The sequence below is a fragment of the Pseudomonas sp. Yb2C2 genome, from assembly GCF_052112325.1.
Lineage (GTDB): Bacteria > Pseudomonadota > Gammaproteobacteria > Pseudomonadales > Pseudomonadaceae > Aquipseudomonas > Aquipseudomonas marginalis.
Genome location: NZ_JAVAJK010000015.1, coordinates 161,057 through 184,216, shown reverse-complemented (window position 1 = coordinate 184,216; position 23,160 = coordinate 161,057). Strand labels below are relative to the sequence as shown.

Genomic DNA, 23,160 nt, shown 5'->3' with positions numbered 1-23,160 from the left:
GCCTATTACCGCTCCAGGGAGCCAGTTGGATGACCACTCAATCTTCAAACAGCTACAGCGTTGATGCGCAAACGGCTCACCAGTTTTACATCAACGGTCGTTGGACGTCCCCGGCGATCCCGGCGACGCTGCCGGTGGTCAACCCGGCCAATGAAGCCGTGGTTGCCGAGGTGGCACGCGGGTCTGCCGAGGATGTCGACCGGGCCGTTGCGGCGGCACGCGGGGCGTTCGCCGGTTGGTCTGCGACCCCGGCTGCTGCGAGAGCCCAGGTGCTGGGGAAAATCCACGAACTGATCCTTGAGCGCAAAGAGCAACTGGCACAGGCGCTGTCCCTGGAAATGGGCGCGGCCATCGGTTTTGCGCGGGCGATGCAAGTGCCGCTGGCGGCCGAGCACGTCCGAGTCGCCCGGGACCTGCTGTCCAGTTATCGCTTCCAGACCGTGGAAGGCGGCACCGCCATCGAGCGCGAGCCCATCGGCGTGTGCGGGCTTATCACGCCGTGGAACTGGCCGCTGTATCAAATCACCGCAAAAGTCGCCCCGGCCATCGCCGCCGGCTGCACCGTGGTGTTGAAACCCAGCGAACTGTCGCCATTGAGCGCCCTGCTGTTTGCGCAACTGGTGCATGACGCCGGCCTGCCGCCTGGGGTGTTCAACCTGGTGAACGGCAGCGGTGCCGAAGTCGGCGCGGCCATGGCGGCCCACGTGGACATCGACATGATCTCCATCACCGGCTCCAACCGCGCAGGCGCGTTGGTTGCCCAAGCGGCCGCGCCGACAGTCAAGCGGGTCACCCAGGAACTGGGGGGCAAGTCGCCGAATGTGCTGCTGCCCGACGCCGACTTCGCCAAGGCTGTGCCGCTGGGGGTGATGTCGGCGTTTCGCAACGTCGGCCAGTCGTGCAGCGCGCCGACCCGCATGATCGTGCCGAGAAACCGCCTGGCCGAAGTCGAAGCCCTGGCGGCGGCTACCGCAAATGCATTGATCGTGGGCGACCCGCAATCGGAAGAAACGCAGTTGGGCCCGATTGCCAACGAAGCCCAGTTCCATCGCGTCCAGGCCATGATCCAGGCCGGCCTCGACGAGGGCGCCAAACTGCTGTGCGGTGGGCCGGGACGGCCGGCGGGTTTTGACAAGGGCTTCTATACGCGGCCGACGGTTTTCTCCGACGTGGACAACGCCATGCGCATTGCCCAAGAGGAAATATTCGGCCCGGTGCTGTGCATCATTGCCTATGAGACGGTGGATGAAGCCGTCGCCATCGCCAACGACACGGTCTACGGGCTGGGTGCTCACGTTCAGGGGCAGGACCTAGATGTTGCGCGGGCGGTGGCTTCGCGTATACGGGCGGGCCAGGTGCACCTGAACCATCCGGCGTGGAATCCGATGGCGCCATTTGGGGGCTACAAGCGCTCAGGGAATGGCCGGGAGTATGGTGTGCAGGGGTTCGAGGAGTATCTGGAAACCAAGGCGATTATTGGATTTGGCGAGTGAGTGATAGGCCTTTATCAAGATAAAAATAACTTATTGATTTTAAAGGGTTAAATTTTCACTCTAAAATCTTGAGTCTTGCATAAACAATTTCAGGCGACCGCATTCTTGTGGTGAGCGGGCTTGTCGAATCGTCGCACCGCCCGCTCACCACAGAGAGATGTGTCAGGGTTTGAAAGGCTGTGTGGATACCTATGCCCTCTCAGCGCATCACACCTTGACGTTCTGCCGGATATTCCAGCCAAACTTCACCGGCCCACCGTCCTTGGCGCCGTCGGCTTTCTGCGGCTGATAGCTGACGTCGACGGTGGCGAAGTTCAAGGCGATGCTGTCGTACAACACATCATCGGCCGTTTCAGCGCGGGTGCTGTAGGACACCACCATGACCTCCTTCAAGGTGATCACCAGATATTCCACCGGGCTGGCTCCGCCGGCCTTGCGCACCACCAATTTGGCTTCGGGGTAATGCTTGCCGGTGGCGCAGGCCATCATCAGGTTGGGGCTGGATTTATCCAGGGGTTTGGTCAGGTTCAGGTTGGCAAAGTCGGCCTTGCCCGAGCCGCCTCCCGTGCCGGAATGCATCGAGCCCGTTTGCGATAAACCCCAGCCCCAGTTGGTAATGTCGATCTCGTCACGATGGGCCTGGTCCCGCGATTCACCCTTGATATCGCCCAGTTTCAAAAACATATCGACTGCCATGTTGGCTCCTTGTCCTGTTGTGCGTCGGGAGTGACGTGGGGCGCACTGTTCCCGAATCGAGACGGTGCTCACAAGATGGCAAAGCGGGATCGGGAAGTGCCTGCCTTGAAATGGCGAAACGTCCGACATTAATTTGCGCCACTACGTCTTTACCCTCTCGACTCCCCAAAAACCCAGGAGTTAAGGAATGACGACCGCCTTGTTCAAGGATGGATTCCCCTCGGCCCACCGCACCACCCGCCAACGCATTGAAAGCAGCATCGACCTGCGTCGACTGTTCTTCGCCATCGACAGCGACCCGGTGCTGATTGGCGCGGGCGTGGTGTATATCGATGAGGACTTCAACGTGGTCACGCTGCGTGAGTTCCAGGCGATTTGCAGTGTGCGGCCGATTAAGGTGGTGTTGCGTGAGGCGCCCCGGTATGTGGGGGCGGTGGAGTTCAAGCGGATGTTGGAGCATGAGCCGCGGGAATCGCGGTTGGTGAGTGAAGCGTTAAATACGGCGGTGACGTGTGCGGGGGCGATACTGAGTTGGATGGTGGTCTGGAGCGGAGTTGCGTTTATGCCGTTCACTGCGGGGGCAAGTGTGGTGATTTCCTTCGTAGGCAAAGCAGCTGCTGTGGCCAGCTCTGCGCAATGTCTTATCGGATTAGGCAGAACCAGTGTTGAAGCATTCAGCCCGCAGACTATTGATCGTCTCGACAGCGAGGATTGGTATCAAGCTGCAGTCGCTGTACTGGACGGTATCGCATTGCTAGGAGTCGCTACATCTGCCTTAACGACAGTAAAAACTATCAATCTAAGTACGAAAGTAACGGGAAAACCCATTCAGCAAGTGTTGAGAGGGCTTACCCGGCAAGAAAGAGTAAAGCTGAATGATGCACTGCTCAGAATCCAGGACCCGCGACTGACAACGAAACTGCTCAAACTAAAAAAAGCCGCAGGAACCACCAGCAAGCGCATCAGTGCGGCACAAATAAAACAAGCCACCATCAATCACATAAGAGATTCATTGGCTGCGACCTCAGGGTTCATGAGCAGCGCGATGTCAGGCAATGTTCGTACGCTCACTGTCGGTCTCTATGAGGAGTTCGATCAATGAAAAAGCAAAGAGCGCTAAAGGCCCTGGAGAAGTTGGGCCATGACACCAGCGTTAGCTTGCCTGACTGGAAAACGATGAGTGGGAAGGATTTTTTCTACTCTATTTTTTATATAGAAGATCCACGACCGTGGCGCAAACGTTACATGCCAGTCATCGGAGGGTGGATGCTTGCCGGGTGTTTTAGCATTGCCCTGACTGGCGTCCTGATAATGGTTACCTATCTTTCAGGAGCCCCAGAAGCTTCTACGTTGCGTAATTGGTTTTTTGGCGGAGTAGCGATAAGCGCGGTGTTTTCCATTGCGCAAATTGAAGTGCTCTACGGCCGCATCCATTGGGTCTGGATAAACGTCGCGGTCTACCTCCTCTGCCTGCTGATATCCCTCCCCGCCATCCTCTGGCGCCCCAACACCTATCTCTATGCACTGGCCCTGCTCTGCCCACTTGTCGGCCTGCTCATTCTCAACAGCAACCGCTGCCGCGAACTGCGGCAAAAGTCGGTGGAGTTACGCCACAAACGCCTAGCCATTATCGCGACCCTGAAACAACAGGGCCGCTGGAAATGGTGGTGACCCTCAGGCCGCCTCGCTCCTTGCAGCCGTATGCCGATTCACCGGCACCGGCAAGCCCAGATGCCCACGAAACGTGCTGTGGCTGTACTCACTGCGAAACAACCCGCGCTCGCGCAACAACGGCAGCCCCTGGTCGGTAAACCACCCACTAAGCCGTTTGTTAAATCGAGGCGTTTCGCCTAATATCGCAAGCAACACCTTGCATAAAAACCACCAAGGCTTGCTCATCACCCAGCCCGCATATTCGAAGGAGTGGCATGCAGATGAAAGAATCCAAAGAAGTGTACGAACGCATCAGTGAACAGTTCGAGGATTTCACCGCCAGGGCCTCTCAGCGCAAGGTCGAGGTCGACACCTTCCGTAGCATGGTCGGCAATGTCGAGGGCCTGCATATCCTGGACCTGGCCTGTGGGCATGGTTTCTTCAGTCGCCAGTTGAAGGACTGGGGGGCAGCCAAGGTGCATGGCGTGGATATTTCCGAAAACATGATTTACCAGGCACGGCAAGCCAACGACGGTATCGCCTACGAAGTGCGGGATGTGGCGAAGATGGGCCGTATCGGTGCCTACGACATGGTGACGGCGGCCTGGCTGTTCAACTATGCCAGCAGTGTCGACGAACTGAGCAAGATGTTTCAGTCGGCCGCCGACAACCTGAAGCCCGGCGGCCAATTGGTGGCCTACACCGCCAACCCGTCGTTCGAACTGCAAAAAGGCAATTTCACTCGCTATGGGATTGAGGTGTTCGATGAAACCCCGGTCGCCGGCGGGTTTCGCTGCAACGCGCAGTTCATGTCATCGCCCCCCGCACCGTTTACCTACTATCGCTGGGAGCAAGGCGTGTACGAAGAAGCCGCACGGGTAGCCGGTTTCAACCAGCTCACCTGGGTCGCCCCGCTGATCAGTGAACACAGCCGCACCTCCATGGGTGCGGGGTACTGGCAACTGTTCGAGCGCAACAGCCTGCAGATCGGTTTGACCTGCCGCAAATAATCGCGCAGTGATCGTTTCCACGCGCGTGGGAACGATCACGCCAGGGCGCCGACCGGCCGCAATCGCACCCGGATGTCCGCCCCCACCAGGCATTGCTCGATGATCGACAACGGTTGCGCCTGCCCCAGATCGGTCAAGCCATCCAACGCCAGCAACGGCCGTGCATCACTGCCCAGGAACAGCGGGGCGATGTAGACCAGCCACTCATCCACCAGGCCTGCCGCCGCAAAGGCGCCACACAATACCGGGCCGGCCTCGACCTGGACCTCGTTGCACCCCTCCTCAGCCAGGACCGTCATGACCTCTCGCAGGTCAAGCCCTTCGCCGTCCACCCCGACCTGCCGGAAACGCACACCCGCAGGTGGTGGGTGCGCCGGCTGGACGCCGGGCCCATGAAACACCAGGGTCGGTGCCGCGCCATCCAGCACATGGGCCTGGGCATCGCCCTTGAGATGCTGGTCGAGCACCACCCGCAGCGGAACGGAAAACGCCGCGTGCGGGTCGGGCAGGCGCACCGTCAGGCGCGGGTTGTCCGCCAGCAGCGTGCCACTGCCGGTGAGCACCGCGCAGGCCCGGGCGCGCCACACTTGCACATCGTCCCGGGCCTCGGGCGAGGTGATCCATTTGGATTGCCCGTTACCCAGGGCCGTGCGACCGTCCAGGCTCATGGCCAGTTTGATCCGCAACCATGGCCGCTTGCGTTCGGTACGTGAAAAAAACCCCTGGTTCAACTCGCGCGCCTCCGGACACGGCAAGTGTTCGACCAGCACACCCGCCGCCTCAAGCCGCTCAATGCCATGATGCTCATGCTGGGAGCGGTCGACACTGGCAATCACCACCCGCGCCACCCCGGCCCTGATCAACGCGTCGGCACAGGGCGGCGTGCGCCCATGCCCGCCGCACGGTTCCAGGGTGACGTAGGCGGTGGCGCCCCGCGCATCGGCGCCCGCCTCGCGTAGGGCATTGACTTCGGCGTGTGCCTGCCCCGCCCACTCGTGCCAGCCCTGGCCAAGCAGCAAGTCGCCCTTGGCGATCACGCAACCGACCCGGGGGTTGGGTGCCGTGGTAAAGGCGCCCCGGTCGGCCAGTTTCAGGGCGAGCCGCATGAAGTGCATGTCGCGCGCCAGCGCCAGGCTCATGTGCGAACCAGCGCCAACAGGTACACCGCCTCACCATGCTGGCGCTCGATCACCACCAGGTCCTGCCAGGTGAAACCAAACGCTTCCAGGGTGTCGCGCACGCCCTGTTCGGTGAAGAAATAACCTTGACGCTGGTTATCCATCTCGCGCCAGCCCGGCTCCGGGTTGCTCGCGTCGACGCCGAAGACGTTGAGCCCGATCAGCGCGCCAGGGCGCGCGTACTGGCGGATATTGGCCAGGTAACGGCCCCACTCGTCCGGATGCTGGTGATGGAAGCAGCCATTGTCGAGTACACCGTCAAACGCCTCCCCCGCCGGTGGCTGCCAATCCTGCAGGGCACTGCACACCAGGCTGAGACGCTCGCCCCAGCGTTTGCGCAGCAGCGGCCAGCTGGAATTCTCGACGATGTCCAGGCCGGTCACCCGGTGCCCTGCCAGGATGAACTCCGAGGCATCCCGCGCACGGCCGACTCCCACGTCGAGGATATGCTGGTCCGGCGTCGGCCCCAGTGCCTCGAGGAAAACCCGGGCGGCCTTGGCCATGCCAATGTCCCAGGACCACTCATCTTCACCATGGCTGTAGCGGTGGACAAATGAGGTGTCGAGCGCCCGGCGGTACGTCGATACGTCCATGAATTGCGCTTGCTTGCTCATATCAGGCAGTCCTTGGGTCAAGAGGCGCGACGGGTGGCGATCCCGTAGATCTGGCCATCGTAGGAACTGGCCAGGAAATCATCGCTGGCCGTGCTGTGGGTGATGCAGGAGATACCACTGGCGGTGGGACGCTGTACTTGCTGCCAGGAACGGCTGGGCAAGTCGAACAGCGCGATGGTGCCGCTGTAGTTCGCGGTGGCAATCACTTCGCCGTCGGCCGAGGCACAAATGCACTTGATGGAATTGCGGTGCGGCGTGTCATAGACCTCGTCACCGGACTCCAGCCACAGGCGCAGTTTCAGGTCGCGACCAATGCTGGCGAAACCGCCGTCGACCCGGCAGCAGCCGTTGGAGATACGCGTGTGGGCATTTTCGATATGCCGCGCGCAACTGAAGTCGCTGATAGTGTGCAGGGCGGCGGCGGCCGAGGCGCATACGCTGAACAGGTGATGCTCGTTGGCCGCCACGCCTTTGATCGCGTTGTCGTGCATCAGGATCGACGCCACCAGCTCCAGGCTGTTATCGCCGGCGATGACAAACACCAGGCCTTCGCCGGTGTAGGTTCCGATCAATGCATGAAGCTGGCCATTGCGCTGGAACGTGGTGCCGCAATTGAGCGGCGAGCGATGTTGATACAACAGGCGCCCGCTGAGGGCGTCGAACACCTGGCCCATCTGCCCACCGGTCAGCAGCAGTGGACCGAACGGCAGCAGGAAGTTGCACAGGCTGCCGACGCCGCTCACGGGCTGGTTATCGCGAAACAGCAGGCCCGCGTCACCGATGCTGTATTGCCCGCCCTCGGTGGTCACCACGGCGTTGATGCTCACCGCCGGCTGAATGCCGTCCACGGTCCACTGATCGTGTTCATAATCCCAGGTGGCGTAGCGCGAGCCGAAGGTGGCGAACACCAAGGCGTCACTGCCGACGAACGCACAGCTGCGCGGCCAGACGATGCTCGGCAAATTGGTGCTGCGCAGGCGCTCCAGCTGCGTGCCATCGAAGCGCCAGAGGATCGCCAGGCGGTCATAACTCAAGGTCACCAGCAGCTGTTTTTCATCATTCCAGACAATGCGCTTGATACCAGCATCGTGGGCAGGAACGGAGCGGATCTCGCCTCCATGGATGATCGAGATACGCCCTTCGTCGTCACCGGCAAACACTACGCCGGCGCGGGTAATGGCGACGGTATCGGTCTCGACGCCACCGATGTCGACTTCATCGCATTGCTCGAAGGTGCTGGTGTCCCACTGGCGCACCGTGCCGTCGTCGCTGCTGGAAATCAGGCGTTTGCCATCCGGCGACCAGACCACGGAAATCACATCGGCCTGATGCCCGCGGCAGGTGCCCTTGAGGTTGCCGTCGAGGTCGAAGAGGCGCAGTTGATGATCGCGCGAGCAGGTCGCGATTGACGCACCGTCCGGCGAGAACACCGCCATTTCCACGTCGTCGTCATGCCCCGACAGCACGGCCTTGAGGCGCATGCTCGGCACTTCCCAGACGCGGGCGGTGTAGTCGCTGCTGGCGCTCACCAGGTACTTGCCATCGGCACTGAACGCGCACTGGTTGGCCAGGTGGTCATGGCTGACGCGGTGGATCGAATGCCCGGTCTGGGCGTTCCACAGAATGACTTGGTTGTCGTAGCCGGCGGTGGCGATGAACTCACCAGCATGGGCGGCGACGCCGCTGATAGGGCCTATGTGTCTCATCGAAAAGTCCTTTTCCTGGAGAATGAAATCAAAGCTTGATGGTGTGGCTCGACTTGCTGACTTTTGATCGCAGGTAGTTGTGGTTGTGCTTGGTCAGGAACACCCCGGTCGGCACTGAGCTGACCACGTCGATCCCGCCATCGCGCAACTGCTTGACCTTGTCCGGGTTGTTGGTCAGGAGCCGGCAGCGATGCACATCCAGGGCCCGCAGCATGGCGACCGCCGGGGCGAAACTGCGCGAGTCTTCCGGGTGGTTGAGCTTCACGTTGGCCTCGTAGGTGTCCATGCCGGCGTCTTGCAGCAGGTAGGTTTCGAACTTCGAATACAGGCCGATACCGCGACCTTCCTGGCGCAGGTAGATCAGGTAGCCGCCTTCGGCATCGAGCGCCTTCAGGGCTTCCTGCAGCTGCGGGCCGCAATCGCAGCGCTGGGAACCGAACACATCACCGGTGATGCATTCGGAATGCACGCGCACCAGGGGCACATCGGCATCGGGCTCACCGGCTCTGACGGCAAAGTGTTCATTGTTCTTGTCAAAGCCCTTGAACCCGTAGAAGTGGGCGTTGACCTCACCGCCAAGAATGGAGATGGGAACTTGCGTATGAAGCGTTACTGGAGTGTCCATGGCATAGCCTCTATGGAAGTGTCGCGTTCTGGCCAGAGTGGTTTTCTACCAAACGGAATCCCATGACATAGATGGGTCTTGGATAACGTCCATGTCGGCGCTGATTGCGCGCAAGATCCCTGAAGCGGGTGAAACTGCCGCCACGGGCTACCCGGTGCCTACCAACATCCAGCACCAGGTCATCGTTGATCTCAGGCCCGCCCGGATAGGCCCGATAATCGTCGGCAACGTACTCTTCCACGTTGCCGGCCATGTCCAGCGCGCCAAACATCGAGGCGCCCTCGAGGAACACCCCGACGGGTGTCGACGTGAGCAACCCCAACTCGATGGTGTTGGCGTACTCGACATTGAAGGTTTCGCCCCAGGGAAACTGAGAGCGCTGCGGCCCTGCCGCGGCGTATTCCCACTGTGCTTCGCTGGGCAGCGCAAACGCGCGCCCGGTGCGTCGGCTCAGCCATTGGGCGTAGGCGTCGGCATCCACGTCGCTGACGCTGTAGACCGGGTGGTTGGCCTGGTGCTGGGGAAAGCGGCCAAAGGCCCAGCCGGTCGGCAGGAACGGATAACCGGTATCCAGCAGGAAGGCGCGATATTCGCTGTTGGTGACCGGGTAGCGACCGATGCGAAAGCTCGCCAGGTCGACCCGATGGTTGGGGGTTTCTTTCTCGATCCAACTGCGGTCCAGGCCCAGCCCGGCGTAGGCGGTCATGACCGCGTCGACGCGCTGCGGCTCCAGGCCGATCTCGACCTGGGCGGCAGGAACGTCGCACATGGCGGGGCTGAACACGTCGATGCGCGGGTCGCCCTTGTAGCCCAGCACTTCACCGGCGGCGATACGCCGCACCAGGGGTTCGGCAACCGACTCGACCACCCGTAGCAGTTGCTCGATGGGCGCACTCATCAGCTGTCCGGTGGCGTCGGCGATTTGCCGGGTCAGTTCATATTCGACGTAAGCCTGCGGGTAGCCCATCAATACCCGATCAGACACGTTCTTTGGCAAAGGGCTCGGCAGCGTCGGCCAATGCCAACCGTATTGATTCGTCATAGGTACACCTTTATTCCGAGCGAACACATCCACGACCGAGCGCGAAACCGCTCGGCGTGTGGGGATCAGTCAGGTATCAGAGTCGGTCGAGCAGCAACCTTCGATTGGTCTCGATCATCTCGATTTCGGTGGAGTACACCTCAACCACCAGGCCATCGGGGTCTTCGAAGTACACGGCCGTGCGGACGTTGTCCGGACCGTGGTGATAACCCGGCGCGGGGCCATTGCCCTTGACCAGGGTGATGTTGTCGTCGGCAGCCACCTTGTCGGCGATGCGCTTGACATCCTCCGGCAGCGCACGAATGCCGATGTGGTAGCCCGGCGGGTAGACAAAGTCGGGATTGTGTTCGATGAAGAAGTCGAATCCATTCAACTCCATCACCACTTTGCGCGGCCCCAGGTTGTAGCAATAGTGGGCGCCGAAGATGTCGCGATAGAACGCCTGGGAGGCTTCCAGGTCGCGGGTGAGGATGTTGATATGGGTCAGTTGCGGGCGCTGGGACTCCAACGCGGCAGCCTCGATGGATACACCTTCCAGGGACCGCCACATTTTGATCGCGGCGGCGAATTTGGAGAAACCGGCCAACCAGTTTTTCACCGTGTCCGGGGATACGCCCGCGTCAGTGATCGCCAGGCCATGGGGGTAAATGAAACAGGCCGTGCGTTGCAGCAATGCCGCGTTAAGCGGATCGCCGGCAGGTTGCCCGGTGCGACCTTCGGCAAGGCGCACGATGCTGACGGCCTTGTTGTGGTAACCATCGGCCAATGCCGCGAGCCGAGTCGTGAGGGTGTCGAGGCTGTCTGCCGCCGACACCAACAGGATAAACCCGTCGGCCTGGGGTAATTGCGCGCCCTCCACGGCCGCGCACAGTTCAAAACCGGCGGCTTTCGCGCAGGTGTTCAACGGCTCGAGAAAGCCGTTCAGACGTGCGGCCGTGTCGGAGCTGTACAAGGTAATAAAGCGCAGCATCAGGCAACCCTCCCCTCGGTACGGCGACCTATCAACAGGCTGTAGCGCCCGATAGGTTCCTGCACCACCTCAAAGCCCTGGGCAACCATCTGTTCGGCAATCCAACGGGTGGGATGCAGTTCGCCGTGCACCGTGTTGACCATCATGTGCAGGGAGAAATCCGCCGACAGCGCCGGGTGAATTTCATCGTCTTCCAGGGTCATGCTCAGCACCAGCAACGAACCGCCGTCGTTGACCAACTGGGCAGCCGAGCGGATCAGCGTGCTGGTTTCTTCGCGGGTGAAGTAGTGCAGGCAGTCATTGACCATGATCACGTCGGCGCTTTCACCTTCGTAACGGGCCAGGTCCAGCAGGTTACGTTCCTTGAACGTCAGGCGCCCCGCCAACTGGTACTTCTCGACGGTGCTTTCGGCGGACTGGCGCGTGGCGGCCAGGTCCCAGATTTCGCCCTGGACCTGAGGGTGCCGCCGAGCGATTTCGGCGATATAGGTGCCGTGTCCACCGGCCAGGTCGATGACCTTGCTGGCGGTATCGAACACCGGCAATTCCTTGAGCACATCGACCATGGGTTGACTGAAGCGCACCATCGCATCGTTGAAGGCATCACGTGCGGCGATGTCGTGCTTGAAGCGGTTCTCCTGCTGGAAATCCATGGACTCGGCGCTGCTCAGGATCTCCCCCAGGCGTGGCCAGTTCTGCCACTGCAAGCGCTGGTGGGCAATGATCGGGCCGATGAACTCGGCGCTGCGGCTGACCAGGAAACGCTCGGCCAGGGGCTGGTTGGTATAGGTGTCGGCGGACTTTTTCAACAGACCCAGGGCAACCAGGCCATTGAGAAAGATCTTGGCCTTGTTGGGCACCCAGCCCAATTGCTGGCTGATTGCGTCGGCGGTAGCCGGGCGGGTGGTTTGATCGAAGAGGTGCTGCGCTACAGCGAAGTGAAGGATGGCGGATTGTCGATACTGGTCGGAGAGTTTCACCAGGTCGACCACGCTGGACAGAGCAGTTACTTCATCAGCGTGCTCATAGATGGTCGTCGGCTTTTGCGCATTCATACAGATTCTCTTCCTTGAATGTTTTTGTCTTCGCTGACGTCGGCAAGCAATCAGTGTTTGAGACGTAGCGTGTTTTCTAACGGTCCGGAGTCGTGTGCAAATGAATGTTCTGGAGCAGCTTCCAAAAAAGCTAGCTACGATCCTAGCCCTAAGTCCTACAAAAGCAAGTCAAACCTTTTATAATTATTCGCTATTTATAATTAATTATTAATTCATTTTATTTATTATTTTCCTGAGCGGCAAAAATGACTATGCTCATGCCCACTACCCCTTACGCAATGGATGGCGCCAAAGGTCGACGAACTCCAGTGATGCCCTCACTCCCCATGGTTACACGCGATTTATGACCTCCAAACCTGCCGACGATACCCAGTCATCCACCGCCGAACGCATCCTGTTTTTGCTCAAGACCCGTGGCCCGTTGAAAACCACCGAACTGGCTTCGCTGCTGGAACTCACGTTTGAGGCGACCCGGCAACAAATCCAGAAATTGCAGGCATCGGAGTTGATCGTCGGCGTTTCGGCACCCACTTCCGGGGCCGGCCGCCCTTCGTTGAAGTGGGCGCTGACGGACACCGCACACAACAAATTCCCCGATTCCCACAGCGTGCTGACCCTGCACCTGATCGAATCCATCGAGGGGGTTTTCGGCAGTGATGGCATCGAGAAAATCATCACCAGCATGGAAGCGACCAATCGCCAGGAATACGTCCAGGCGTGTTCGCAAGCCTCGTCCCTGGAAGAAAAAGTCGCCATCCTGGTGCGCATCCGCGAACTCGCCGGCTATATGGCGCACATGGAACCCGCGGGTGAAGGTTGGCTGCTGATCGAAAACCATTGCCCGATCTGCGCTGCCGCGCGCAAATGCCAGGGTTTCTGCCGCTCGGAGTTGCAGATATTTCGTGCAGCCATGGGCGACGACACCCTTGTCGAACGTTGCGAACACCTGATCTCCGGCGACCGACGTTGCGTCTATAACATTCAACCGCGCACCTGACCGCCCCACACCAACCGCCCTAAAGGAATAAGGCCATGACACCGACTATCGACTTGCTCGCCAACCACCGCAGCGAGCGCAGCTTCCAATCCACGCCCGTCAGCGACGAACACCTGGATGCCATCTTGCGTGCCGGTCACCTGGCGCCGACGTCCTTCAATGCCCAGCATATTTCCGTGGTGGTCGTGCGCGACGCAGGCACCCGCCAACGCATTGCGGCAATAGCTGGCGGCCAGCCCTGGATCGCGTCGGCACCGGTGTTTATCACCCTGGTGGTGGACTTTCACAAGACCGCCGTCGGTGCCGCGCTCAATGGCCAGCAACAGCAGATCCAGCGGCACTTGGAAGGGCTGATCGCCGCCAGCACCGACGGCGGCATTATCCTCAGCACCCTGATGATCGCCGCACGCTCATTGGGGTTGGGCGTGGTGCCGGTGGGTGGCATTCGTGCCAACGCTGAAGCGATGATCGAGCTGCTCGGGCTGCCCGAGCAGACCTTCGCCCTGTGCGGACTGGCCCTGGGTCATGTGCACGAGCCGGCGGCACAGAAACCGCGCATGGGCATCGAAGCCTTCCGTCACGACGAGCGCTACAACCGTGCCGCGCTGGCACCGGCGATCAGTGCCTATGACCAGCACCTGATGCGCCATTGGCAGATCATTGGCCGTGCGGACGGCCAATCCTGGTCAAGCACCGTGGGCCGCACGTATGCACGCAACTACCGGCCCGATCTCAAGGCTCAGTTGCTGGCCAATGGTTTGTCCGCTGATTGAGCCTGCTGCGCACCGCCACTGCCCCAGCCCAGCGCCTTGTATAGCGCGATGGCGTTGAGGTAGGACGCCGTCTCGGCATCGGCCACATCCTTCTTGATCAGGAAAAACGCGCGCTGGTTTTCCAGCACCGCCATGTAGGTGCCCGAACCGCTGCGGTAGCGTTTGCTGGCGATGTCGATCGCCTGCTCGGCATGGGTGGCGGACGCCAGCAACGCGCCCAGGCGGGTCTGGTCCTGCGCCAGGCGCATCAGCGCATTTTCCACATCTTCCTGGGCCTTGAGCAGCGACTGTTGATAGCGCGCCAGGGCACCTTCGGCCTGGGCCTGGGAACCGCGCAGGCGCGCACGCACGTTGCCCAGGCGAAACGCCGGCCAGTCCACCGACGGCGCCAGCTCATACGCGCGGGATGCGCTGCCCAGGTCGCCGCCGCGCAGGGCGAAGAAGCCAATGAAACCGCCCAGGTTCAGGCGTGGGTACAAGTCCGCCGTGGCCGCGCCGACGTCTTCGGTGCTGGCGGCCAGCAGGCGTTCGGCGCTGACCACATCCGGACGATTGCGGATCAACTGGTCGACATCGCCCAAGGGCAGTTGCCGGGCCAGGGGCGCGAGGAAATGCGCCTTGGCCAACGCCTGCTGTTGACGCGGGGGTTGGCCGGTCAATACGTCCAGGCGATAAGCGGTTTCCTGGATCCGCGTCAGCAACGGTGGAATCGCCGCCTCACTGAGCAGCAGGTTGGCGTGGGCGTTTTGCTGATCCTCGAATTGGCCGCTGCCGGCGCGCACCTGAGCGCTGGTCAGCGTGAGCGTTTCGCGCCAGGCACTGACCTGGGCCTTGGCCACCTCCAGGCTGCGGCTCAAGCCCTGCTGCTCGTAGTAATAACGCGCCACGTCGGCAGCGATGCTCAACTGCATCAGCGCCAGGTCCGCCTGCGCCGCCTGCGAGCGTGCCAGGGCCGAGGCCGTCAAGCGTTGCAAACGCCCGAACACGTCGATCTCCCACTGCACATCAAAGCCGGCGCGATAGGTCTGCGACAGCATCCGTTCGGGAGGCCCACCGTCGAACGGCAACTGCTGCTCCAGGCTGCGGCCATAGGCGGTACGGGCGGTGACGCCGGGATACTGGTCGAGCCGGCGGTCATCAAACACCGCACGGGAGGCCAACAGGTTGGCCTGGGCCTGGCGAATGTCATGGTTATGCGCCAGCGCCGTGTCGATCAGGCGATCGAGCTCGGCGTCGTCAAAAAACGACCACCACTGGGCCTGCACCGGCGCCTGTTGGGCGAACAAGGCCTTTTGTGCAGTGACCAGGCTGATCGGCGGGGTTATGGGCTTTTCGTAATGCGGCCCGACCATGCAGCCGTTGAGCAGAATCAGCGCCAGCACGGTGGTGACAGTTTTGCCGGGCTTCATGGTTCACTCCTCAGGGTTTGCGCCAGGGACTGGGCCCTCGGGGTCGCGGCCGCCACTGAATGCTTGCGGGCCAGCAGGGTGTAGACCGTCGGCAGCACGAACAGGGTGAAGCAGGTACCGATCAGCATGCCCGATACAATTACCACCCCCAGGCCATAGCGGCTGTTGGCCCCGGCACCCGAGGCGAACAGCAGCGGCACCAGGCCGACCACCATGGCCGCCGTCGTCATCAGGATCGGCCGCAAGCGAATCTGCGCGGCCTTGCGTATCGCCTCGGAACGGTCGAGGTGTTCCTGGGCCTGCAGGGCGTTGGCGAACTCGACCATCAGGATGCCGTGCTTGCTGATCAGCCCGATCAGGGTCACCAGGCCGATCTGGGTGTAGATATTGATCGTGGCGTAGCCCAGCGCCAGGGGAATCAGCGCGCCGCTGATGGACAGCGGCACGGTGATCAGGATGATCAGCGGGTCCATCAGGCTTTCGTACTGCGCCGCGAGTACCAGGTAGATCACGATCACCGCCGCCAGGAACGCCAGCAGCAGCGCATTGCCTTCCTGGGTGTACTGCCGCGCATCGGATTGCCAGTCGTAGCTGAACCCCACGGGCAACTCGGCGGTGACGCCTTCCAGGAACGCCACGGCGTCGCCCAGGGTGACCCCGGCAGCCGGCACCCCCTGGAAGGTCGCGGCGTTCTGCTGGTTGAACTGGGTCAGCTTGTTGGGTTCGACGTGCTCGGACACCTGGATCACCGTCGACAGCGGAATCAGTGTGCCGTCTTCCGTGCGCACATACTGGCGGGTCAGGGCTTCGGGCGTCAGTCGCTCACTGCCCGGGCTCTGGGCAATCACATCATAGGAGCGGCCCTCCAGGCCAAAGCGGTTGAGGTAGTTTTCCCCCACCAGCACCGCCAGCGATTCGCCGATGTCCTGCATGCGGATCCCCAGGCTGTTGGCCTTGGCCCGGTCCACTCGCACCTGTACCACCGGGTTGTTGTAGTCCAGGTCACTGTCGACCACGGCGAACAACCCACTGTCGCGGGCCTTCTGCTTGATCTGCTCCATGGTCTCGTACAGCACGCGGTAATCCTGGGAGCTGCGCAGCACCAGTTGCACCGGCAGGCCACCGGTGGAGCCCGGCAAGGCAGGCAACTGGAAGGCAAAGATGCTGGTGCCTTCCACGTCGTTGGTAGCCGCTTGCAGGTCGACCTGGATCTGCGCGGCGGTGCGCTCGCGCTCGCCCCACAACGTCAGGTTGATGCCGCCAATGCTCGAGGCGATGCCGTCGCTGCCATTGATGATCCAGGTGCTGACGGTTTCCGGCAGGCGCCCGTAGACCTCATTCAGCTTGGCGGAAAAGCGCTCGACGTACTCCAAATTGGCATGTTGCGGCGCCTTGATGGCGGTGAGCAGCCCGGCCTGGTCCTCGGTGGGCGCCAGCTCCCGCTGCGGCAACTGGTACAACCACGGCAGGCTGATCATCACCAGCAAGGCAAACAGCCCGCTGAGCCAGCGATGCCGCAGCGACAGGTCCAGCACCTTGGCATAACGCAGTGCCAGGCCGTCAAAGACGCGGTTGGCCAGGTGTGCCATGCGCCCTTCCGATTGCTTGGACTGCAGCAGGAACGAGCTCATGACCGGCGACAACGTCAGCGCCACCACGCCGGACACGATCACCGCACCGGCCAGGGTCAAGGCAAACTCACGAAACAACGCGCCCGTGAGGCCGCCCATCATGCCGATAGGCGCATACACCGCCGCCAGGGTAATGGTCATGGCGATCACCGGGCCCGCCACTTCCCGCGCCCCGACCAGGGCGGCCGCCACCGGGGTCTTGCCTTCCTCGATATGCCGGTGCACGTTCTCCACCACCACAATCGCATCGTCCACCACCAGACCCACAGCCAGCACCATCGCCAACAGCGTCAACAGGTTGAGGCTGAAACCGAACGCCAGCATCAGCGCCGCGGCCCCCAGCATCGACAAGGGGATGGTCACCACCGGAATCAGTACCGTGCGCAACGACCCCAGGCACAGGTAGATGACGATCACCACGATCAGCAAGGCCTCGAGCAGGGTCTTCATCACCTCGTCGATGGAGGTCTGGATAAAGCGCGCGGTTTCAAACGCCAGCTCGGCCTTGACGTCCGGCGGCAGGGTCTTGCGCACGTCCGGCAGGAGTTTCTTGATACCGTCGACAATCACCAGCGGGTTGCCGCCGGGCGTCGGGAACAACCCCAGGTGCACGGCCGAAACGCCATCCATGGTGGCGCTGGTTTCGCTGGACGCCGCGCCCAGCTCCACGGTGCCGACATCCTTCAGGCGCACCAAGCCGTTGCCATCGTTGCGCAGCACCAAATCGCGAAATTCATTGACGTTGGTCAGGTCGGTATTGACCCGCAGGTTGGCGACCACGAACAGGCCTTTGACCTTGCCCGGCGCTGCCTGGTAGTTGTTGCGGCGCACCGCGTCAGCCACATCGGCGGCGGTCAGGCCGCGCGCGGCCAGCCGTGCGGGGTCGATCCACAGGCGCATCGCCAGGGTTTGCCCGCCGAACACCTGGACCTTGGCCACGCCCTCGATGGTGCTCATCACCGGCTCCACCACCCGTGCCAGGTAATCGGTCAAGGCCGGGGTCGACAGGGTCGGGCTGGAGAACCCGATATAGGCCACCGCCGTCGACTCGCCGGACGAGCGCTCGATCACCGGGTCATAGGCCTGCTCCGGCAGCCGGAAACGCACCTGGTTGACCTTGGCCATGACTTCCGTGAGCGCCTGGGTCGAGTCACGGTTGAGCTCCATGCGCACCGTGACCACGCTGCGCCCCTGCACCGACGAACTCGACAGGTAATCCACGCCTTCCACCGATGACACCGCCTGGGCAATCGGTTGCGTGACGAAGCCCTGCATCAGGTCTGACGAAGCGCCGGGGTATTCGGTGGTCACGGTGATGGTGGAGCTTTCCAGCATCGGGTACTGGCGGATCGGCAGCTGCAACAAGGACATGATCCCCAGCAGCAGGATCAGAATACTGACGACAAGCGCGAGCACCGGCCGCCGAACGAAAATATCGGTGAAAGTCATGAGCGTTCTCTGGGCGAAGAATCAGATGCCCGTCACAGGCGGTTTGGACGCAGGCAGGGCCAGGGTGTCATCGGTCGCCTGCACCGCCATGCCGTCACTGAGCTTGAGTTGCCCGGAGGTCACCACCTGGTCACCCTCGTGCAAGCCTTCCTGGATCTGGACCCAACCGTCCTGGCGCTGGCCGATTTTCACCGCCACCCGCTTGACCACCAGCGTGGCGCCCTGGTCCGGGCGGGCAAGGAAAACGGTATCGCCATAGGCGGTGTAAGCCACCGCCGTTTCCGGCACGGTGAGCACATCGGCCACCTCGGTATCGGCCACTTTGACGCTGGCGTACATGCCCGGCTTGAGGGGGGCGTCCGGGCTCTCCAGCGTGGCCTGCACCTGCACCGTGCGTGAGCGGCCGATCATCGGGTCGACGGCACTGATCCGCGCCTTGAACACCCGGTCAGGGTAGGCGTCGATCAGCACGCCCACGGTTTGCCCGACGACCAGGCGGCGACTGAGCTGCTCATCCAGGGAAAAATTGACATAGAGCACCTGGGTGTTGACCAGGCTGACGATGCGGTCGCCGACATTGAGGTACTGCCCTTCGTTGACCTGGCGAATGCCGAGCACTCCGGCGAAGGGCGCGCGGATGGTCTTCTGGGCAATCAGTGCCTGGACTTTTTTCAACTCGCCCAAGGCCATGTCATGGGCGGCCCGGGCGTTGTCGAGCTGTTCCTGGGTCGCAGCGTTTTCCCTGACCAGCCCGGTCACGCGCTTGCGGATGATCTCGGCATTGCGCACCTGGGCCTGCAGCCGCAACTGCTCGGCCTGTTCCGGGGCATCGTTGAGCTTGACCAGCACTTCGCCAGCCTTGACCTGGCGGCCCGACTCAAAGTTGATCAACGTGACCCGCCCGCCGACCTCGGCGGAAACCTGCACCTGGGAGGCCGCTTCCAGCTCACCGACGCCGGCGAAATACACATTGGCCGGGCGCACTTGCACCGCCCCCAGGGCCACCTTGGTCAACGCGCTGGCGGGGGCATCGGCGGATTGGGCCTGGGACGGCGCGCGCGACATCATCACCACTGCGATGACCGCCACCGGAATCAACACCAGGCTGGTTATCTTCTTCTTGTTCATGGACGTCCTTATCACGATGAGTGCATTACACGCGGTTCACAGCCAGCTGTGGTTGAACAGGAAGAAGGCCAGTACCGCCCAGATCGTCAGCACCAGGTGCGTCAGTTGCAACCCCTCCTGGCGAATCCAGTAGCCGAACCACAAGCCCCCCAGCAGCATCGCGAAGACAAACGCCGAAAACGCACTCAGGGCCAGGTTGAGCCAGGGCCGTGCCGACAGCAGGCCGTCGCCGAGGATCAACTGATAGCTGCCGGTCCAGGCCGCGAGCGCGGCGACCAATTGCAGGGCCAGCACCACCAGCAGGGCCAGTTGGTGCAGACGGGGTGAACGCACGGCCCGCACCAGCAAGGGAATGTCGATGGCAGGACTCTGGCGCAACGGCTCCATGGCCATGGTCGCGCCTACCGCGCCTACCGAGCTGCGAAACGCTTGCCAGTTGTTAAGCACCGCAATGCTCAGCCACAGGCTCAAGCCGACGGCCTGTACGCCCAGGAACACCGACAACGAGTGACCCAGTAACCCTGCCTCCACAGTCATTCAAACCTCCGTATTTGCCGAAAGGGAAATCCAGCCTCAGGTATATACACAAGACATTGCTTGGATAATACGTCGCAGGCGTTTAAATACAAGATTTATCTTTGTGCGGGAGGGGCTTCAGGAAGGTTGGAAACGCTGTCTGACAGGCGCCCGCCGGGGCGTTCGGCGCAGTCACGCCGAAGCCCGGAAGCGGTTGTGAGGGGGGGGTTACTTGCGAGGGATTATCACGCCGTCCTGGCGGCGATGGCTTCGATTTCCACCAGTGCACCGGGCAATGGCAAGGCCACGACCTGCAACGCGGTGCGTGCCGGCTTGTTCGGCTGCTCGGGGGTGCCGAAGAACTGCGTATACCCACGCTGCAACCCAGCGAAATCCAGCTTGCCGCCCGTTTCCTCGGCGCCGACCAGGAATACCCGTAACTGCACGATATCGCCCAGGTCCAGGTCTTGCTGGCGCAGGATCTGGCGCAGCTTGTTGAACACCGAAACTGTCTGCACTTCGGTGTTGCCAAACACCCCGGGAACCGTTGGATCAACCAGGTCCGGCAAGGTCCCGCTGACAAAGATCAGGCTGGCGGACGCCGGTACGGTGACGGTCTGCGAGATCGGAAAATCGCCGACGCTGGTGCGTTGAATGCTGTCGCTCATGGGTGTGTTCCTTAGGAGGCGGCCACTGCCGCGAGGTGTGTTTGTCGGGTCACGCGTTCAGCCAGTTGCGCGACCACATGCCGCGCCGAGTTGGCCGCCGATTCCTGCCAGATGCCCACGCCGCTTTGCACCAGGCCGTCGCCGGCGAAGTACACGCGGCCGTGGCCCTCTTCGAGCAAGGCGCTGGCATCGGCGGGGAAGTGTTCACGTTGCAGCCACGGGCCTTCGCTGAAGGGGATCTGTTCCCAGGACACCGCCAGCGGGTGACGCAGGTGCCTGGAGTAGCCCGGATGCAGCAGCTCCACCGCTTCCTTGGAGGTGGCGTACTGCTGGTCGAACGGTCGCGCGCCAAACGCATCGGCGCCCTCCCCGGTCACGTAACCGGCCACCAGCAGGCCCTCGCGGGTGTTGAGGTCGTTGCTCGGGTACCAGAGCAGGCGCGCCGGGTGTTCGATCCACGACAGGCCGCCGTAGGTGCGGTAGTCGGTTTCCCAGAAGCGTGGGGACTGCCACGCCACTTTGGTGGCCTGGTCGCTGCGGGTGCTGAGCAAGGCGGCCTTGATCGGGTCGCTGAAGTCGGTGTCGAGCTTGGCCAGCAGCGGCAGCGGCAAGGTCGAGACCAGATAGTCGGCGCGTACCACCTGCTCGCGACCGCTGCGTTGGTCGTGGTAGGTCACGGCTACGCCGTTTTCCAACTGACGGATCTGGCGCACCTGGGCACCCAGTTGCACGTGATCGCTGACGCGCCGGTAGAAGGCATCGGTGATGCGGTCCATGCCACCCACCGGCTGGAACATGGTCGCCGAGAATTCCGGGAATTCGGTGTGCAGCAAGGCGCCCCACAGTTCGGGGTGCAGCAGTTGGTCCAGCGCCAACGGGCTGCGGCTGGCGGGCAAGGCGCCGGGATGTGCCGGGGACTCCAGGTGCCCTGAACGGATCGTGCCCTCGAAGGCCAGCTCCTGGGACAGGTCGCCATACACGTGCAAAAACGCCAGCAAGCGCGTGCGTTCCTCGGCGCTCAGCACATCGTCGAGGGCATCACGCTGCACCGCTTTGGCCAGCAACCCGGACAAATGCCCGCGCGCATCGTTGATCGCCTGGCCGACGGTGAAGGCCGGCTGGTTCACATCCGGCCGCACCTGGGCGCCATGGCTGCTGTTGACCAGCACTTCCAGCGGCACCCCCAGCTCACTGCAATAGTCGAGGATCGTGCGGTGCTGGCTGGGAATCCGTGCAGGCCCGGCGTTGAAGTAATGCCCCGGCTCGAACGCGGCGGTCTGCGTACGGCCATCCTTATAGTCCACGCGGTCGCCATGACGGATTGTCCAGGTGCGGCCGCCGACTCGCCCACGGGCTTCCAGCACCTGCACGCTGAACCCGGCGCGGGTCAGTTCCAGGGCGGTGACCAGCCCGGCAATCCCGGCACCCAGCACCAGCACGCGGGTGCCCTGCCCCAGACCGTCCTTGAGTTTCAACGGTTGCGGTCGGCGGTGCGATGACGGCCCGAGGCCGAGTACCGCGAGTGCATCCTTGACGGCTTTTTCGCCGCCTACCGCAGCGATGCTCGACAACGCTTCACGTCGTGTCAGTCCCATGTCGATTGCTCCTTAATCCGGCAGGCCCGGTGGGTTGATCAGCGACTTGTCGACGCGCTCCACATCCAGGCCCCAGCGTTGCAGCACCTGCTCGTACTGGCCGCCGGCAATCGCGCCTTCCAGGGCGGTGTGGATCGGCTTGACCAGGCCGTTGTCCTTGCGGGTGGTCACGGCAATGTCCGCCTGCAATGGCCAGCCACCGTTCACCGTGCCGACGCGCTTGATGCCGCCGGTAATCGCCGCCGAATAGGCGTACACCGAGTTGGGCCCGAACAGCGCATCGCTGCGCCCCGATTGCACCGCCAGTTGCGCGGCGGCCTGGTCGTCGAAGTACTGCAACAGCGCGGGCTTGAGGCCGGCCTTTTCGTTGGCCTCGTTCCAGGCCAGCAGGACTTTTTCCTGGTTGGTGCCGGAGCCGACGATGATCTTCAGCCCGGCAATATCGGCTGCCTGCTTGATCTCGCTGATCTTGCTGGTGGTCTTGACGTAGAAGCCGAGCACATCCTGGCGATAGGTGGCGAAGTCAAAGCGCTTCTTGCGCGCCTCGGTCACGGTGACGTTGCTGATCACCGCGTCGTACTTGCCCGAGCTGACGCCCAGGGGCCAGTCTTCCCAGCTGGTCTGCACCACATTGAGTTGCAGGCCGAGGCTGTCGGCCACCAGTTGCGCGGTGTCGGCTTCGCTGCCGATGGTGGTCTTGTCGTCGCTGGCCAGCAGCGCCAGCGGCGGCCCGGCCACGCCGGACACAGCCACGGTGAACTTGCCCGGCTGGGCGAACTTGAAGCCCGGCGGGATCTGCGCAATCGCCGCTTCGTTACGCGGCACATGGATGCGTGGGCGGTCAGGGCTGAGGTCGACCTGTTGCACGGCGAATGCGCTTTGCGCGGTGCTGACGGCCAGCGCCAGCAGGGCCACGCGGGTGGTGTTGATGAACATGGGCAGTCACTCCTTG

General features: G+C 62.3%; 21 protein-coding genes. 6 read left to right on the top strand and 15 right to left on the bottom strand.

Annotation, left to right across the window (positions count from 1 at the left end; all coding sequences use genetic code 11):
* The first annotated feature begins 29 nt into the window (after positions 1-29).
* A complete protein-coding gene (locus Q8X51_RS21400) occupies positions 30-1,493 on the top strand; it encodes an aldehyde dehydrogenase family protein (protein ID WP_407694370.1) in 1,464 nt (487 codons plus the stop codon).
* Between the two features lie 207 nt (positions 1,494-1,700).
* Here the strand turns inward: Q8X51_RS21400 and Q8X51_RS21395 are convergent, their stop codons facing one another.
* Positions 1,701-2,189, bottom strand: coding sequence for an Hcp family type VI secretion system effector (locus tag Q8X51_RS21395; protein WP_065948050.1), 489 nt, complete (start codon positions 2,187-2,189; stop codon positions 1,701-1,703).
* Positions 2,190-2,376: 187 nt separating this feature from the next.
* Between Q8X51_RS21395 and Q8X51_RS21390 the strand changes: the two genes are divergently transcribed.
* The 3 genes from Q8X51_RS21390 (at position 2,377) to Q8X51_RS21380 (ending at position 4,852) form a co-directional block, all read left to right on the top strand.
* Positions 2,377-3,291, top strand: a complete 915-nt coding sequence (locus Q8X51_RS21390) for an NAD synthetase (protein WP_407694371.1) — start codon at positions 2,377-2,379, stop codon at positions 3,289-3,291.
* Positions 3,288-3,860, top strand: coding sequence for a hypothetical protein (locus tag Q8X51_RS21385; RefSeq protein ID WP_315872267.1), 573 nt, complete (start codon positions 3,288-3,290; stop codon positions 3,858-3,860). Before Q8X51_RS21390 ends, Q8X51_RS21385 begins: the two co-directional genes overlap by 4 nt.
* A gap of 263 nt (positions 3,861-4,123) precedes the next feature.
* Positions 4,124-4,852 (top strand): class I SAM-dependent methyltransferase, encoded by a 729-nt coding sequence (locus Q8X51_RS21380; protein WP_407694372.1) that lies wholly within the window; start codon positions 4,124-4,126, stop codon positions 4,850-4,852.
* 35 nt (positions 4,853-4,887) lie between these two features.
* Here Q8X51_RS21380 and ribD read toward each other — a convergent pair whose 3' ends face one another.
* From ribD to Q8X51_RS21345, 7 genes are all read right to left on the bottom strand, one after another.
* The gene (gene ribD / locus Q8X51_RS21375; RefSeq protein ID WP_256097778.1) at positions 4,888-5,991 is read right to left on the bottom strand and encodes a bifunctional diaminohydroxyphosphoribosylaminopyrimidine deaminase/5-amino-6-(5-phosphoribosylamino)uracil reductase RibD; all 1,104 of its coding nucleotides are present in this window, start codon (positions 5,989-5,991) and stop codon (positions 4,888-4,890) included.
* A complete protein-coding gene (locus Q8X51_RS21370; RefSeq protein ID WP_074847278.1) occupies positions 5,988-6,644 on the bottom strand; it encodes an SAM-dependent methyltransferase in 657 nt (218 codons plus the stop codon). The genes ribD and Q8X51_RS21370 overlap by 4 nt, the downstream gene beginning before the upstream one ends.
* 17 nt (positions 6,645-6,661) lie before the next feature.
* Positions 6,662-8,350 carry a WD40 repeat domain-containing protein gene (locus Q8X51_RS21365; protein WP_407694373.1) on the bottom strand — a complete coding sequence of 563 codons (1,689 nt, stop codon included), beginning with the start codon at positions 8,348-8,350 and terminating at the stop codon, positions 6,662-6,664.
* Between the two features lie 28 nt (positions 8,351-8,378).
* Positions 8,379-8,975, bottom strand: coding sequence for a GTP cyclohydrolase II RibA (ribA, locus tag Q8X51_RS21360; RefSeq protein WP_027607438.1), 597 nt, complete (start codon positions 8,973-8,975; stop codon positions 8,379-8,381).
* A 10-nt stretch (positions 8,976-8,985) separates the two neighbouring features.
* Positions 8,986-10,017, bottom strand: a complete 1,032-nt coding sequence (locus tag Q8X51_RS21355) for a formylglycine-generating enzyme family protein (protein WP_027607437.1) — start codon at positions 10,015-10,017, stop codon at positions 8,986-8,988.
* Between the two features lie 76 nt (positions 10,018-10,093).
* Entirely contained in the window at positions 10,094-10,987 is an 894-nt protein-coding gene (locus tag Q8X51_RS21350; protein ID WP_407694374.1) for a VOC family protein, read from the bottom strand.
* Positions 10,987-12,042 (bottom strand): class I SAM-dependent methyltransferase, encoded by a 1,056-nt coding sequence (locus Q8X51_RS21345; RefSeq protein WP_065927307.1) that lies wholly within the window; start codon positions 12,040-12,042, stop codon positions 10,987-10,989. Before Q8X51_RS21345 ends, Q8X51_RS21350 begins: the two co-directional genes overlap by 1 nt.
* 343 nt (positions 12,043-12,385) lie before the next feature.
* Here Q8X51_RS21345 and Q8X51_RS21340 point away from each other — a divergent pair, with 343 nt between their 5' ends.
* Positions 12,386-13,039, top strand: a complete 654-nt coding sequence (locus Q8X51_RS21340) for a helix-turn-helix transcriptional regulator (protein WP_065927306.1) — start codon at positions 12,386-12,388, stop codon at positions 13,037-13,039.
* Between the two features lie 35 nt (positions 13,040-13,074).
* Positions 13,075-13,812, top strand: a complete 738-nt coding sequence (locus Q8X51_RS21335; RefSeq protein ID WP_065927305.1) for a nitroreductase family protein — start codon at positions 13,075-13,077, stop codon at positions 13,810-13,812.
* Here the strand turns inward: Q8X51_RS21335 and Q8X51_RS21330 are convergent.
* From Q8X51_RS21330 to Q8X51_RS21300, 7 genes are all read right to left on the bottom strand, one after another.
* Positions 13,779-15,221, bottom strand: coding sequence for an efflux transporter outer membrane subunit (locus Q8X51_RS21330; protein ID WP_407694375.1), 1,443 nt, complete (start codon positions 15,219-15,221; stop codon positions 13,779-13,781). The two genes, Q8X51_RS21335 and Q8X51_RS21330, sit on opposite strands and share 34 nt — an antisense overlap.
* Positions 15,218-18,301, bottom strand: coding sequence for a MexW/MexI family multidrug efflux RND transporter permease subunit (locus Q8X51_RS21325; protein WP_407694376.1), 3,084 nt, complete (start codon positions 18,299-18,301; stop codon positions 15,218-15,220). Before Q8X51_RS21325 ends, Q8X51_RS21330 begins: the two co-directional genes overlap by 4 nt.
* Before the next feature lie 21 nt (positions 18,302-18,322).
* Positions 18,323-19,429: an efflux RND transporter periplasmic adaptor subunit gene (locus tag Q8X51_RS21320; RefSeq protein WP_065948042.1), complete on the bottom strand. Its 1,107-nt coding sequence runs from the start codon at positions 19,427-19,429 to the stop codon at positions 18,323-18,325.
* Positions 19,430-19,465: 36 nt separating this feature from the next.
* Complete coding sequence (locus Q8X51_RS21315; RefSeq protein ID WP_323147364.1) at positions 19,466-19,966, bottom strand: DUF2165 family protein; 501 nt, start codon at positions 19,964-19,966, stop codon at positions 19,466-19,468.
* 224 nt (positions 19,967-20,190) lie between these two features.
* Entirely contained in the window at positions 20,191-20,613 is a 423-nt protein-coding gene (locus Q8X51_RS21310) for a RidA family protein (protein WP_027607428.1), read from the bottom strand.
* An 11-nt stretch (positions 20,614-20,624) separates the two neighbouring features.
* Complete coding sequence (locus Q8X51_RS21305; protein ID WP_407694377.1) at positions 20,625-22,208, bottom strand: flavin monoamine oxidase family protein; 1,584 nt, start codon at positions 22,206-22,208, stop codon at positions 20,625-20,627.
* Between the two features lie 12 nt (positions 22,209-22,220).
* Complete coding sequence (locus tag Q8X51_RS21300) at positions 22,221-23,144, bottom strand: ABC transporter substrate-binding protein (protein ID WP_074847285.1); 924 nt, start codon at positions 23,142-23,144, stop codon at positions 22,221-22,223.
* Between the last annotated feature and the right edge of the window lie 16 nt (positions 23,145-23,160).

Coding starts and splice junctions, on each gene's coding strand:
- ribA (WP_027607438.1), bottom strand. CDS start 8,975: ATGGACACTCCAGTAACGCTTCATACGCAAGTTCCCATCTCCATTCTT.
- Q8X51_RS21330 (WP_407694375.1), bottom strand. CDS start 15,221: ATGAAGCCCGGCAAAACTGTCACCACCGTGCTGGCGCTGATTCTGCTC.
- Q8X51_RS21300 (WP_074847285.1), bottom strand. CDS start 23,144: ATGTTCATCAACACCACCCGCGTGGCCCTGCTGGCGCTGGCCGTCAGC.
- Q8X51_RS21340 (WP_065927306.1), top strand. CDS start 12,386: ATGACCTCCAAACCTGCCGACGATACCCAGTCATCCACCGCCGAACGC.
- Q8X51_RS21355 (WP_027607437.1), bottom strand. CDS start 10,017: ATGACGAATCAATACGGTTGGCATTGGCCGACGCTGCCGAGCCCTTTG.
- Q8X51_RS21310 (WP_027607428.1), bottom strand. CDS start 20,613: ATGAGCGACAGCATTCAACGCACCAGCGTCGGCGATTTTCCGATCTCG.
- Q8X51_RS21305 (WP_407694377.1), bottom strand. CDS start 22,208: ATGGGACTGACACGACGTGAAGCGTTGTCGAGCATCGCTGCGGTAGGC.
- Q8X51_RS21380 (WP_407694372.1), top strand. CDS start 4,124: ATGAAAGAATCCAAAGAAGTGTACGAACGCATCAGTGAACAGTTCGAG.
- Q8X51_RS21315 (WP_323147364.1), bottom strand. CDS start 19,966: ATGACTGTGGAGGCAGGGTTACTGGGTCACTCGTTGTCGGTGTTCCTG.
- Q8X51_RS21370 (WP_074847278.1), bottom strand. CDS start 6,644: ATGAGCAAGCAAGCGCAATTCATGGACGTATCGACGTACCGCCGGGCG.
- Q8X51_RS21385 (WP_315872267.1), top strand. CDS start 3,288: ATGAAAAAGCAAAGAGCGCTAAAGGCCCTGGAGAAGTTGGGCCATGAC.
- Q8X51_RS21395 (WP_065948050.1), bottom strand. CDS start 2,189: ATGGCAGTCGATATGTTTTTGAAACTGGGCGATATCAAGGGTGAATCG.
- Q8X51_RS21320 (WP_065948042.1), bottom strand. CDS start 19,429: ATGAACAAGAAGAAGATAACCAGCCTGGTGTTGATTCCGGTGGCGGTC.
- Q8X51_RS21365 (WP_407694373.1), bottom strand. CDS start 8,350: ATGAGACACATAGGCCCTATCAGCGGCGTCGCCGCCCATGCTGGTGAG.
- Q8X51_RS21345 (WP_065927307.1), bottom strand. CDS start 12,042: ATGAATGCGCAAAAGCCGACGACCATCTATGAGCACGCTGATGAAGTA.
- Q8X51_RS21325 (WP_407694376.1), bottom strand. CDS start 18,301: ATGACTTTCACCGATATTTTCGTTCGGCGGCCGGTGCTCGCGCTTGTC.
- Q8X51_RS21335 (WP_065927305.1), top strand. CDS start 13,075: ATGACACCGACTATCGACTTGCTCGCCAACCACCGCAGCGAGCGCAGC.
- Q8X51_RS21350 (WP_407694374.1), bottom strand. CDS start 10,987: ATGCTGCGCTTTATTACCTTGTACAGCTCCGACACGGCCGCACGTCTG.
- Q8X51_RS21390 (WP_407694371.1), top strand. CDS start 2,377: ATGACGACCGCCTTGTTCAAGGATGGATTCCCCTCGGCCCACCGCACC.
- ribD (WP_256097778.1), bottom strand. CDS start 5,991: ATGAGCCTGGCGCTGGCGCGCGACATGCACTTCATGCGGCTCGCCCTG.
- Q8X51_RS21400 (WP_407694370.1), top strand. CDS start 30: ATGACCACTCAATCTTCAAACAGCTACAGCGTTGATGCGCAAACGGCT.